This window comes from Isoptericola sp. 178, from assembly GCF_030586525.1.
GTDB classification, from domain to species: Bacteria; Actinomycetota; Actinomycetes; order Actinomycetales; family Cellulomonadaceae; genus Isoptericola; species Isoptericola sediminis.
Genome location: NZ_JAUQYN010000003.1, coordinates 179,867 through 192,938 on the forward strand (window position 1 = coordinate 179,867; position 13,072 = coordinate 192,938).

Below are 13,072 nucleotides of genomic sequence, written 5' to 3' on the forward strand. Positions count from 1 at the left end.
ATGCACGCAGACCTCACCCGCTGGACGTTCGACCCCGCGAAGGGCTACCGCTCGGTGCTGCTGCAGCAGGGCCGCGTGCTGCTGGACGCCGAGTGGAACGAGCAGGCCTCGATCGCGGCTCACCACGACGAGACGCGCACCGCGGACGTGGTCGGCGCGGACGGCGGCCCGGCCCCGCACGACGGAGGGCCCGGGCCGTTCGCGGTCGTCGACGACTCCACGGGCCTCGCGCCGTCGGGCACCGCGTGGGGCGACCTCGCGGTGACGGGGGGCCGCTACTACGTCGACGGCGTGCTGGTGGAGTCGGCGGCGACGGTGCCCCTGGGTGACCAGCCGTACCTCGAACCCGGCGAACCCGGGACCGGGCGCTGGGCCGTCCGCCTCGACGTGCTCGACCGCCTCGTCACCCCCGACGAGCGGCCCGAGCTGCTGGAGTCGGCGCTCGGCGGCCCGGACACCGCGCTGCGCACGCAGACCGTCTGGCAGGTGCGGCTCGACGCCGCCGCGCCGGGCCAGGTGTGCTCGGACGTGGCGGGCGCCGGCGCGCGGACCCCGCGCAAGCTGAGGGTGCGACTGCAGCAGGCCGCCGCGACCGACGACCCCTGCTCGATCACCTCCGGCGGAGGCTTCACCCGTCTGGAGAACCAGCTCTACCGTGTCGAGGTCCACGACGTGGTCGGCGGCACGGCACGCTGGGTGTGGTCCCGCGAGAACGGGTCCGTGGTCGCCGGGCTCGACAAGCTCGAGGACTCGCCGCTGAACGGCACGCTGGCGCAGCTCACCGTCGACCGCACCGGACGCGACGACGAGCTGTCGATCGGCCAGGACGACTGGGTCGAGGTCACGAGCCCGCAGCGCCAGGTGCGCGGGCTGCCCGGGTGGATGGCGCAGGTCACCGACCAGTTCGACACCGAGCTGCACGTCGACTGGCTCGACGGCTCCCACCCGGCCTCGCTCGCGGAGGTCGGCGGGACCCCGCTCGTCCGACGCTGGGAGGGTCCGCCGACCGACGTCAAGACCACCTACGCGGCGCTCGAGGCGGGGATCGAGGTGTCCTTCCCGGCGGGCGGGGAGCCGGCCGTCGGGGACTACTGGCTGGTGCCGGCCCGCACCTCGCGCCTGGCCTACGGCGTCGTGGCCACGCACGGCACCGTCGAGTGGCCGTGGTCGGGCGCGGGCTCCGTCGCGCTGCCGCCGCTGGGGCCGGTGCGGCACTCCGCCGCGCTGGCGGTGCTGGACCGCACCTCGGCCGGGTGGACGCTCGTGGGCGACTGCCGCCACCTGTTCCCCGCCCTGACGGAGATGGTCTCGATCGACCTCGTCGGCGGCGACGGCCAGGAGGCGCTGCCCGGTTCCGAGCTGGCGCAGCCCGTGCGTCTCGTGGTGCGCAACGGCGGTCTGCCCGTCGTCGGCGCGCCCGTGCACGTCTCGGCGCCCGACGGCGGCATGCTGCGGGACCCGGACGAGCCGACGCCCGCCACGACGCCGCTGACCGTCCGCACCGACGCCGACGGGGTGGCCGAGGTCTGGTGGACGCTCCTCGCCGGCACCGGTGCGCCCACGACGCAGACCCTCGTGGCGCACCGCGAGGACGACCACGGCGCCGCCGTCGGCGTGGACGTGGTGGTCACCGGCCGGCTCAGCGTGGCCAAGGAGGTCGCCTGGACGCCGCCGTGCCCGGCATTCGGTGCGACCGGCACCGTGCAGGAGGCGTTGGACCAGCTGGCCACGACGCCGTCGCTCCGGCTGCTCGGCGGCGACGGCCAGGAGGTGGCTGAGCCCGGGGCCACCGTGCCGCGGGCGGTGCGGGTGGCGGTCGACAGCCCGTGCGGCCCCGTCGTCGGGGCCCGCGTGACGGCGACGGCGAGCAAGGGCGCCCTCGTGCTCGTCGTGCCCGGCGACGGTGCGGTGCCGGGCAAGCTCTCGGGTACGGCGGGTGCGGCGGCGTCCGCGACCGCCACGACGGACAAGGCCGGCGTCGCGGCCTTCGCATGGCAGCCCTCGTTCTCCTCGGCGGCGCCCGGGTCGCCGGCGAGCGACGTGCTGTCCCTGGCCCTCCCCGACAGCGACGAAGCCACGGTCCGGGTCACGGCACAGCTCGACCCGCCCGGGTCACGGGTCGGCGGTGTCCACGTGCAGGAGGTCACGTTCTTCACCGGCACGGAGCTGGTCAACGACCACACCTACGACTTCGCGGACATCGGCACCCAGACGTCCGGGATCGCCGTGGGGCTGGACGCACCGGTGCAGCAGGCCAGCGTCCAGGGCAAGCCCGTGGCACGCCTCCTGCTGGACCTGCCCTGGCCCGCCGGGCCCGAGACGGAGATGTTCGGTGCGCCGGCGTGGGCGCGGCGCACCGTCGAGATCGCGGGCGAGACCAACGCCGACGGGCCGCTCATCGTGTGGTGGTCCGTCCGTCCCCTCAGCGCCGTGCTCGCCGACGTGCTCCAACGGCTGCGCGAGCTCAAGGAGGCCGGCCAGCTGGCCGAGCCGGTGGTGCCGCTGCTGCTGCGGTTCCAGCTCGACGGATGGGCCGTCCTCGGGGAGGACGACGGGACGCACCTCAACGGCCACACCGACACCGTCCTGGACGACAAGGGCCGGACCCGGCTGGTCCTGCCCAGCACCGACGCCGTGACCGGCGGCCGGTTCGAGACGTGGTTCTGGTTCAGCGACGAGGGGACGCAAGCGGTCGGCCCCTCGTCCGGACGGCTGGACCTGACACGGTTCGGCACCGAGACCGGCCGGCTGCTGACCCGCCTGTCGGAGCGACGGGGCGTCACGCGGCTGCCCCTGGACGACCTCCCGGGCCGCACCCTCGGTTTCGTGGAGCGCCGGGCCGTCGACGCCGGCGTGACCCTCGACGTGGTCGAGGAGGACGCACCGGACGTGCGCCGCAACACCGTGCTGGGCACGGAGCTGCTCTCGGACGACGTGCTCCGCGTCCGGGTCTCGCGGGGGGCCGCGAGTTCTGCGACGGAGAGGTAAGGCGCCGATGCATCGGACGAAGACGCCACCCGGACGCGAGGGGCGACCGACGCCGTCGGCCCCCTCGAAGGACGCCACCGCGGCCAGCGGTCCTCGGTCGCTCCCGGACCACGACCTGTCCCACGTCCAGCCGCACCGCGACCCTGTCCCAGGGCCCGGCAACGCCCTCGACCGGGCGACACGGTCCGCGATGGAGCGCAGCTTCGGCGACGACTTCGCCGACGTCCGCATCCACGTCGACACCGCGGCCGAGGTCGCGGCGCGCACTTTCGGCGCACGTGCCTACACGGTCGGTTCGCACATCGTGTTCGGCAAGGGCACCTACGACCCGCAGTCCGGCGACGGGAGGCGGACCCTCGCGCACGAGCTGACCCACGTCGTCCAACAACGCACCGGCGCCGTGGACGACCACGGCCGCTCCGGCGGCCTGTCGATCGGCGGCGCTCGTGACCCTTCGGAGCACGTCGCACGGGCGGCGGGGTCGCGCGTCGCGGCGGGGCTGCCCGCCGCCGTGCACCACGGTGGGGTGGGGGCAGGGCCGGCGGCGAGCACGCGGACGATGCAACGTGACGGCCTGCCGGTGGAACGGTTCAGTCCCGCCCTCGGCCTCCTCATCGACCGGAACGGCAGCACGATCCGGATCTTCGGCACGATGGAGGTGTCCGGCCCGGAGGCGACGGCGGCGCGCGCCGCGCAGATCCAGCAGTCGATCAACCAGATGTGGACCGTCGCGTTCCCCGACGGCTCGTCGGTGGTCACCCAGGTCGTCGTGCGGTACCGGGCCCCCGGGACGCCCGCGGCCGACGTCACCCAGATCACGATCCAGCAGATGGCCGGTCCCTCGAACGTGAGCGGCGGCGCGATGACCCTCAACGCATCCAGCGCGAACGTGTACACCTGGGTCGCTCCGCACGAGTTCGGGCACGTCATCGGGCTGGCCGACCGCTACTCGGAGGGATTGATCAGCAAGATCATGGGTCGCTTCGGCGGCGATCGGACGACGGCCGTGGACCCCGGCTACGAGAGCAACATCATGGCCAGGCACGGGGGCACCCTCGAGAGCCGGAACCTGACGGACCTGGCCGCGGAGAACGCGGTCAGCAGCTACGGGTTCGACGACGACGACCGCGTACGCTCCTGGGTGGGAAGCCACTCGGCGGCCGAGATCGCGCGGCTCCCGCTCGCCGACAAGCTCACCGCCATCCGCACGCTGATGGGCGGGTGGGTCTCGGACGACGACATCGTGGCGATCGTGGCGATCGTCCGGAGCGCCCGCTCGCCCGCGGAGGGAACCGCGATCCGGGCCATCGACTGGACCGAGCTCACCAGCATCGGCCAGCGGACGCAGGTCCGCGTGGCCATGACACGGATGCCCTAGCGAGCGACCATGCCGACCCCCTCTCCCGTACCGGCCCCGCGTTCGCCACAGCGGGCACCGGCACGCCCCGTGCCGGCGGGCGCCGCCCTGACCCCGTCGACACGCCGGACCATGGAGAGCGGTCTCGGCCATGACTTCTCGGCCGTACGCATCCACACCGACGCGCGCGCGGGCGCCGCGGCGCGCGCTCGCGGGGTGCGGGCGTACACGCTGGGGACCGACATCACCTTTGCCCCCGGCACCTATGCGCCCGGGACGGCAACGGGCGACCGCCTCCTCGCGCACGAGCTCGCGCACGTCGTCCAGCAGGGTGGGCGCGTGCCGTCGGGGACGACGCCGGACCGGGGCGGCGAGCACGCCGCCCACGCCGCCGCGGCCCGGGTCGCGGCGGGAGGGCGTGCACACGTCGCCCCGCGTGCGGCGTCGGGCCCCCAGCTCGACGACGGCACCACCCCGCCCGAGACCCCGACGAAGGACGAGGACGCGCTGGCCGGCGGGCTCAGGACCGTCGGCAAGGAGCTGCTCAAGAACGAGAAGGTGAAGAAGGAGCTCGTCGAGCCCGTCACCGACGCCGTCGGCTCCCGGGCGAAGCGCGAGTGGGGCTCGCTGTCCACGGGCGAGAAGGCTGGACTGATCACGTTCGGGGCCGGCGCGGTCGGTCTGGCGGGCGGCGCGATGCTGAGCGATCCGGCCGGCCGCAAGGCGCTGTCCGGCGTCAACCTGGCGGCGCCCGCCGGGCTCATCCCCTACGCGACGTTGCACACGTTCAGCTACACCATGCCCGACGCGACGTCGCCGCGGTGGACGTTCAGGACCGGGTTCGACCTGACCGACGTGCTCGAGCTCGGTGGCGACAAGGTCGGCTGGAAGGGACTGAGCCTGACCGCGGACCTCACGTGGGACTACGACCCCGCGACGCGGTCGCTTCGTCTCGTCGGAGGGACCGGCAGGCTCGGCCTGCTCCCCGGGCTCAGCATCGGGGGCGGCACCTACCCGGGCCTGCTGAAAGCACCCCGACTGTTCCCGACCGACACCGGGTTCGTGGAGTCCCGGCAGTCCCTGCCCGGGGGGCCGAAGGTCCCGGGTGTCGCCGACGTCCGGGTGATGGTGACGTTCGACGTGCTGGCATTCGCGCGGTCAGGAGTGGTCCCGGGACTCGCCGAGGCCTTCGGGCACCCCCGGAGGCGCACGAGGTGAGCGTCGACCACGAGCTCGCTCCCGAGCCACCCGAGAGGGACCTCGCACCCGAAACCCCGACCCGTGGCGTGGCGTTGCCTGCGGCGATAGCTGCGACCTACGGGGCGCTGTACGGTCACGACTTCTCCGCGGTCCGGGTCCACGCGGACGCGGCGGCGGAGGTCGGGCCACGTGCTCAGGCCGTCACGCGGGGCCACGACATCTTCTTCGCGCCGGGGCGCTATGCACCGCACACGATCGAGGGGCAGCGTCTCCTCGCGCACGAGCTGGCGCACGTGGCGCAGCAGGGACCGGGAACCGCCGCCGCGACCACCGCCGGAGCGCCAGGAGGTGTTCAGCAGCAGACCCACGGCGCGCAGGCACCCGTCCAGTCCGCACCGGTGCCGGCATCGGCACCGACGCCGCCGACGCCCCAGGAGCTCGCCGACGAGGCCGGGAACAACGTCCGCGACGCGGTGCGCGCGGCGGCCGCACCCCTCGTCGGCACCACGGACGCCACCGACCTCGTGGACCGGTTGACCCGACAGATCATCAAGCGCCGCACGCACCGCCGGCCGCGTGCCGGAGACCCGAGACAGCCGCTGCACGACACGCTGTACGGCACCGCCGTCACCGCAGACCTGACGACGATCGACACGGAGCTGCGCAACCCGCGGAACCGTCGCGACAAGAGCGCAGCGAACGCCGTCCGCCGCCGCGTGCTGCAGGAGATCCTCGACGGGCTCGTGACCGACGCTCGTCCGCACACCGCCGTCGCCGCGCCAGGAGCGGCCGTGGACCGCGCACAGCAGATCGCCGCCGAACGAACGCTCGTCCCGCACGTCCTGTCGATGATCGACTCCGGACGCACGTGGGACGACGTGCGTCTCGGCATCATCACCGAGTTCGGCGGCCTCGTCGCCGGGACCCGGACGGCGTTGGCCCGCGCCGACGCGTACTTCACGGCGCTGCAGCCGGCGAGCTTCCGTAACGTCACGCGCAACACCAAGGTCCATCCCGACCTGAACGCCGCCTTCGCCCGCGCGGACACCTGGCTCACCGCTCAGCTCACCGCTCTGCCCGTGGCGCAGCGGACCGCCACGACGGACGCCATCCGGACGGTGCTCGGGCGCAGCACCTGGGCGGCCAACGTCCGGGAGAACCGCAACGCGACGCACCGCCTGTCCGACCACAGCTTCGGGTTCGCGATCGACATCGACTCCCCGCGGAACCCGAACATCTCCCGTCGCGGCGGACTGGACGCCGTGGCCGACGTGACCGGCGTCAACCCGCGGCCGGGGACGACCGTCGGGCGGACCGCGGCGCAGGTCACGACGACAGCCAGGTCCCTCCGGGCGGCGAGCGACGCCTACGTGGCAGCCATGACGGACGACGCCTCGCTGGCCCCGGTCCTGCTCCGCCTGGCCAACGCCGCGCGCGCCGCGGCGAGGCCGGCGCTGCCCGCCCTCCCCAGCGGGGACCCGCTGGTGGCGGCGCTCGTGCTCACCCGCGAGCGCCCTCGGGCCGCGGCGCTCCGGACGGCGGTCTGGCCCGAGGCGTCGACACCCGTCGCAGGTGCCCACCCACCGGCGCCGCCGGCACCGATCACCGCGGTCGAGGAGGCGCTCGAACGGATCGGCACCGCATACCGCGCGACGTTCAGGAACGTGCGCACCCGCACCGCCACCGGGCACGTCAGGGCGACGTCGGAGGGCACCCGGGGCTCGGTGGCCGCTCACGGGTTCCTGAACCTCCCTCCCCTCCTGGTCGCCGCGCTCACGGGGAGCGACGCCGGCAACCTGAAGTGGCTCGGCACGGCGAACCAGGACTTCATGCACTTCGAGCTGAACCCCCGGCCCCCGCTGTTCACGACCGGTACCGGTGCCGTGGCCGATCCCTCCCCGCCTCCGGACCCCGGAGCGGTCCCGACCACCGGCGACACGGTGTCGGCAACGGGCGGCATCGGGAGCACCCCCGCCGCGGTACCGGCGGATCCGGACCACGGTGCCGGCGCCCCCTGACACAGCCCGACGGCGCCGACCGAGCGGGTGCGTCGTCGGCGCTCAGCGGACAGGTGAGGCCACCCGTCCCGTCTTGGCCAGCTCCCAGCGCACCGCCTGCCCGAGGTGGTCCATGGTCACCACCCCGCCGTCGGCGGCAGCGAGGTAGGCGGCCTGCAGCGCCGCCGCCGCGATGGCCCCGCCGGTCAGGTCGGCGTCGGCCAGCCGCGCGAGCGACACGTCCGCTCGGGGCAGTGCTGCGGGCAGGCTCAGGTCCCACATGCGCTCGCGGGACGCCCGGTCCGGCGAGGGGAAGTCGACGACGACAGCCAGTCGCCGCGTGAACGCCGGGTCCAGGGCGGAACGGGCGTTCGTCGTCAGGACGGCGAGCCCGCCGAACGCCTCGAGCCGCTGGAGCAGGTAGCCGACCTCGACGTTCGCGTACCGGTCGTGGCTGTCCTTGACCTCCGACCGCTTCCCGAACAACGCGTCGGCCTCGTCGAACAGCAGCACCATGCCGCCGTCCTCGGCGGCGTCGAAGAGCCGCGCCAGCCGCTTCTCCGTCTCCCCCAGGTACTTGTCCACCACCTGCGACAGGTCCACGTGCACGAGGTCGAGGTCCAGGTCGTGGGCGATCACCTCGGCGGCGAAGGTCTTGCCCGTGCCGCTGCCGCCGGCGAACAGTGCGGCCGTGCCGCGGCCCCGCCCCGACCGGGCCCCGAGTCCCCAGTCGTCGAGCACGCGCGCCCGGTGCCGCACGGTCGCGGCCAGCGCCCGGAGCTGGTCGAGCTGCCGCTCGGGGAGCACGAGCTCGTCCCACCCGGCGCGCGTCGTCCGGACGCGGGCCAGGGTGCCGACGCCCGCCCGGGGACGGCGCCGGCACGCCTCCCACAGGCCCACCCGCGCCGTCTCCTCGGCGACGGGACCGAGGTCCGGCAGCGCGAGGTCGAACGCCCCGGCGGCTCGGTCGACCTCGGCGGGGGCGACGCCGACCCGGGCTCGCCCCAGGGCGTCGGTCAGCAGGTCGCGGCGCTCCCCCGGCCCCAGCCGCGGGACCTCCACCACGCTCGTCCCGAGCGCCTCGGCGACGCCGTCGGGACGGTTCGACGACACGAGCAGCACGGGCGCCGTCGTCCCGGTGAGGAGCGGGCCCAGCACGCGCGCCGTCGCGACCGGCAGGTCGTCGACGTCCAGCACCCACCCGACCCGTCCGAGCACGGACTCACGGACCAGCCGCCGCACCGTCGCCGGCACCGGGGCGTCGGCGAACACGTCGGCACCCAGCAGACGCGGCCGCACGCCGGCGGCGAGGCACGCGGCGGCCGCGAGCGCCCTCGCGCTCCGCGGTTGCGGCCCGCGCAGGAGCACCGGTCCGGCGCGTCGCCGGGAGACGACGTCGGCGACGACCCGGGCCGGCGTCGCGGTGAGGTGCACCGGGGCCTCCAGCGGACTGCTGGCGAGCTCGAGGCGCTCGTCGAGGACGTCGAGGCCGACCAGGTGGTGCACGACGCGCTCGTCGGGGACGAGGGGCCCGGCCACCACGCTGTCCGGGTCGGCGAGGCGGACCAGGTGCCAGCGCCGCAGCGGACCGCGGTGGGTCACGGCGTCCCAGTGGGCGCCGGGCAGGAGCTCGAGCGCGGTGCCGAACGTCGCGCGGGGTGACCCGAAGCGCTCGGCGAGCTCGCGGCCGACGGCGCCGACCAGCTCGGGTCCGCAGGCGAGCAGCAACGTGGCCCGCTCGAACGGCGAGAGGCCGAGGCCCTGGGCGATCTCGTCGAGCGGTGCGGTCGCGTGGCTGCCTCTCCGGAGCGCGGCGAGCGCACGGCCCGCCGGGGTGGGGTCGGTGCCGGTGAGGTGCGCGCGCACCACGGCCAGCTCGGCGACGGTGAGGTCCCGGCGGGCTCCGTCGTCGTCCGGCGGGTCAGGCGCCGATCCCTGCGCGGCGGCTCCCGGGTCGGTGTCGTCCGGCGCGAGGGTCACGGGATCGTCACCGCCGGGGCGTCGTAGGTTCCTTCCGTGCCCAGGGTCGGCACGGAGTCCACGCCGTCGACGGTGACCCGGACCAGCCAGTCACCGGCCACGAGCCCGTCGTCGGGCACGTCCAGCGCCGTGAGCGCCGGTCCGGGCGGCACAGGAGCGAGCGTGAACGAGACCACCGGCTGGTCCTGGTCCGGCGGGTCGGCCGGGTCGACCAACCGGCCGAGCGCCACGACGGGGCGCTGGCCCTCGACCAGCGGCGGCTGCACCGGCACGTGGACCTCACCGGCGCCGGCCGTCACCGCTCCGACGGTGGGCACGACGACCAGCGGCACGGCGGCCGAGCGTGCGAGCGTGCGCTCGGGCTCGCCGGTCGCCGGGTCGGCGGGCCGGGTGTGAACCACGCGCAGGGGCTGGACGCCGGCGGGGACGTCGGCGGGCAGCGTGACCGTCATGCGCGCGGCGGTCGAGGTCGGGTCGGGGGTGAGCCGGACGCCGCCGACCTCCACGTGGGCACGGGCGGAGGCCAGCCCGGAGCCCTCGACCACCAGCACGGACCCGGTGACCGCAGGGCCGCCGTCGGCCGTCGTGACCGCGACGACCCGGGGCCGGGCGACGGGCCGGGCGTCGATCTGGCGGGTACGGACGGGCAGCGCGCGGCGGCGGGGCGCCTCGGCCTCGAGGACCACGACCGTCGCGGTGTAGGTCTGGGAGAGCAGGTAGGGGGTACCGAGCACGCCCCACAGCTTCGAGAGCTCCTCGAGCGAGAGCGGCGTCGGGCTGAGCTTGACGGCCTCGGCCTGGTCCGCGAGGTCGGCGCGCTGCAGGAACGTCGTGCCGGTCTCGCCGCCGTAGAGCGCCGTGGCGTCCTCCACGACGTCGCGGGTCAGCACGGGGTTGGCCGCCAGCGCCAGCTCGGCGCGGGCGAGGTAGCGCTCCGGCTCCAGCGCCGCCTCGTCACCGTAGGCGGTGATCAGGTAGGACAGGTCGAGCGCCGCGACCGGAGGCTGCACGACGGCGCCCCCGCGGCTGCGGGTCGGCAGGTCGGTGAGGTTCCACGCATGGTTGGGCGTGACCTGGTAGAGGAAGACGTTCAGCCCGCTGGCGGGGTTCGTCTCGGTCCCGAGCTCACCGAGCCGCGCGGGGCTCAGGGTGGTGACCTTGCGCCCGGCGACGGGGTCGGGCTCGGCGTCGACGGCCTGCTGGAGCAGGTAGCGCACGGTCGAGGTGACGGCGGCGATCGCGTGGGTGTTGCTCATGACCATCGCCGCCGCTGCCGGGCGAGGTAGTCCGCGTGGTCGATCGGGCGGGGTTCCGCCGCGCCCGAGATGGGGGCGGGCGCGGGCGACGGCCGGCGGACCTCGACGCGGTCGATGTGCACGTGCACCTCGCCGGACGGCACCTGCGGCAGCTCGCTCGTGCCCGGGACCAGCCGGGCGGCCTCGTCGGACGTCAGGGTTCCTCGCGCCACCAGTGCGGGCGCCACGTGGTCGCGCAGGAGCTCCTCGGGATCGAGCGGCCGCCCCGGCGGAGCGGCCGTCTCGACCCGGCGACGGCGGGCGGGACGCGGGGTCGGGCTCTGGTCGGGACCCGTACCGGAAGAACGCGTATCCGGCCGGCGCACGGCTGCCGGCAGCGCGTCGTGGGACCGGGTGGATGGCGGTGGCACAACACCGGCAGGCGGGCGGGGCGCCTCGGGCGGTCGGGACGGCACCTCGACCGCGGGACGTGCCGCCGCGGCGCTCGCGGCGGCGACGGCCGCGCCCACGGACGGGGGCGGACCGCCCGGTGCCGGGTCGACGGGTGGCGCCGGGACGGGGGGTGACCCGCCGTCGTGCGGCGGCGCACCGGATGGCGTGACGAGGGCCGGTGCGGGCCGGGCAGCAGGGACGTCGGAGGGCGGGGCCTCGACCGGATCGGGCGAGCGCGGGTCTGGATCGTCCGCCACCGGCATGGCGCCGCGCCCCCGCCGTGCCGCCGGGGGTGTGCCGTGGCGCGTCGCCGGGGCCGGGCCGCCCTCGTCCTCGTCCTCGTGCTCGTCCTCGTGCGGTCGCTGCTCCGGCGTCGCGGGCCAGGTCGCGGGCCGACCCTCCTCGGCCGCGGGCCACGTCCGCGACTCCTCCGCGCCCCGGGACGGCGGCGGATCGGGCGAGACAGCGACGTCGGCGAACGACAGGGGCCGGCGCAGCCGCACGGACCCCGCACGGGACGGCGGACCGGGCGAGACCGCTGCTCGCCCGGCGATCCGGTCGAAGACGTCGGTCATGGCCGGTCACACCCGGGTGCGTGCCAGGTCGAGGTAGGCGTCGAACCGTGCCGGCGAGAGCTCGAGGACGTCGTGCTCCGACCACCCGAACGCCCCGCAGAGCGTCGCGACCTCGGCCAGGGTCGCTCGCGCCTGGTCCGTCACCCGGTCAGTGAGCAGCCGGACGACGTCGACGTCGGCGAGCACGTCCTCGCCGCACTCCGGGCATCCCAGCCGCACGGACGCCCCGGCCGCACCCGCCAGCCGCTCGGCCGTCGCCGCCACCCGGACCGCCAGGTCCGCGTCGTCGTCGGGCCCCGTGCCGGCGGGCCAGGACACGCACCGCCGGCGCAGCGTCGCCGCGGGGTCCGGCGCGTCGAGCGCGGCCAGCACGTCCGCGGTCGTCGGCCCGCGCACCTCCACCGCACCGACCCGGACGGCGGACGGGGTGACGTCGGCGTCGGCCAGCACGTCGTCGAGCGGCAGGGGCACGTCGAGCAGCGCCTCGCAGGCCGGACACGTCAGCACGGTGTCCAGCACGGGCCCGACCCGGTCCCGCAGGTCGGCCAGCGCGGCGCGCGCCGCCACCGCGAGCGGCACGTCGCAGGCCGCCCCCAGGTCCGGGGCGAGCCCACGGGCCACCAGCACCGCCGCGCCACGGGCCGGCGGCGCGGTGGCCGACAGCAGCTCCCACAGCGCGAGCGTCGCGGCCCGCGTCACGGGACGGTCCGCCGACACCAGCCGGTCCGCCGCGACCGACGGCATGGTCTAGTCACTGCCCGGCGAACGACGGCTCCGTGGGTTCGACGACGGCCTCGTCGCGCTCCCAGCCCTCGTTCTCGAGCTTGATGGTCTGGATGGCCACGCCGTTGGCGTTCGCGTCGAGCTCGGGCAGCGGCTGGTACTCCGAGACCCAGGCGCGGTACACCTTGTACGAGAGCACCACCTGCCCGGCCTCGTTGTAGACCTCGATGATGAGGTCCTTGCGGAAGTCGCGCAGCGAGACCTCCGACCCGAGGCCCGCGCCGTAGTTCCAGACCTTGTTCGCCCACTGCTCGAACTCGGGGTCGTGGGTCACGCCGCGTTCCAGCGTGATGGGCTCGTACTCGGTGCGTCCGGGCGACTTGCGGCTCGACGAGACGTCGCCGCCGTGCCGGTGCTTGACCACCTCGGTGGTCTTCTTCAGCGCACTGACCTTGGACACGCCCGCCACGTACCTGCCGTCCCACTTCACCCGGAACTTGAAGTTCTTGTACGGGTCGAAGCGGGTGGCGTTGACCGAGAACTCAGCCATCGGGACTCCTTCAC

Annotated in this window: 9 protein-coding genes; 4 read left to right on the forward strand and 5 right to left on the reverse strand. The window is 75.3% G+C overall.

The features are described from left to right. The 4 genes from Q6349_RS10005 to Q6349_RS10020 are packed head-to-tail and all read left to right on the forward strand — an operon-like array spanning position 1 to position 7,563. The gene (locus Q6349_RS10005) at positions 1 to 2,988 is read left to right on the forward strand and encodes a DUF6519 domain-containing protein (protein WP_304603966.1); all 2,988 of its coding nucleotides are present in this window, start codon (positions 1 to 3) and stop codon (positions 2,986 to 2,988) included. A 7-nt stretch (positions 2,989 to 2,995) separates the two neighbouring features. Further along, positions 2,996 to 4,366: a DUF4157 domain-containing protein gene (locus tag Q6349_RS10010; RefSeq protein ID WP_304603967.1), complete on the forward strand. Its 1,371-nt coding sequence runs from the start codon at positions 2,996 to 2,998 to the stop codon at positions 4,364 to 4,366. 9 nt (positions 4,367 to 4,375) lie between these two features. Next, on the forward strand, positions 4,376 to 5,563 hold the full coding sequence (locus Q6349_RS10015; RefSeq protein WP_304603968.1) for a DUF4157 domain-containing protein: 1,188 nt from the start codon (positions 4,376 to 4,378) through the stop codon (positions 5,561 to 5,563). Next, positions 5,560 to 7,563 carry a DUF4157 domain-containing protein gene (locus tag Q6349_RS10020; RefSeq protein WP_304603969.1) on the forward strand — a complete coding sequence of 668 codons (2,004 nt, stop codon included), beginning with the start codon at positions 5,560 to 5,562 and terminating at the stop codon, positions 7,561 to 7,563. The genes Q6349_RS10015 and Q6349_RS10020 overlap by 4 nt, the downstream gene beginning before the upstream one ends. 42 nt (positions 7,564 to 7,605) lie before the next feature. Here the strand turns inward: Q6349_RS10020 and Q6349_RS10025 are convergent, their stop codons facing one another. Genes Q6349_RS10025 through Q6349_RS10045 form a run of 5 tightly spaced genes read right to left on the reverse strand, consistent with a single transcriptional unit; the run spans position 7,606 to position 13,058 of the window. Continuing rightward, positions 7,606 to 9,522 (reverse strand): ATP-binding protein, encoded by a 1,917-nt coding sequence (locus Q6349_RS10025; protein ID WP_304603970.1) that lies wholly within the window; start codon positions 9,520 to 9,522, stop codon positions 7,606 to 7,608. Beyond that, a complete protein-coding gene (locus Q6349_RS10030; RefSeq protein WP_304603971.1) occupies positions 9,519 to 10,778 on the reverse strand; it encodes a DUF4255 domain-containing protein in 1,260 nt (419 codons plus the stop codon). Before Q6349_RS10030 ends, Q6349_RS10025 begins: the two co-directional genes overlap by 4 nt. Continuing rightward, positions 10,775 to 11,785: a hypothetical protein gene (locus Q6349_RS10035; protein ID WP_304603972.1), complete on the reverse strand. Its 1,011-nt coding sequence runs from the start codon at positions 11,783 to 11,785 to the stop codon at positions 10,775 to 10,777. Before Q6349_RS10035 ends, Q6349_RS10030 begins: the two co-directional genes overlap by 4 nt. Positions 11,786 to 11,791: 6 nt before the next feature. After that, positions 11,792 to 12,529, reverse strand: a complete 738-nt coding sequence (locus Q6349_RS10040) for a hypothetical protein (RefSeq protein ID WP_304603973.1) — start codon at positions 12,527 to 12,529, stop codon at positions 11,792 to 11,794. 7 nt (positions 12,530 to 12,536) lie between these two features. Then, positions 12,537 to 13,058, reverse strand: a complete 522-nt coding sequence (locus Q6349_RS10045; protein ID WP_304603974.1) for a phage tail protein — start codon at positions 13,056 to 13,058, stop codon at positions 12,537 to 12,539. Positions 13,059 to 13,072: the final 14 nt, after the last annotated feature.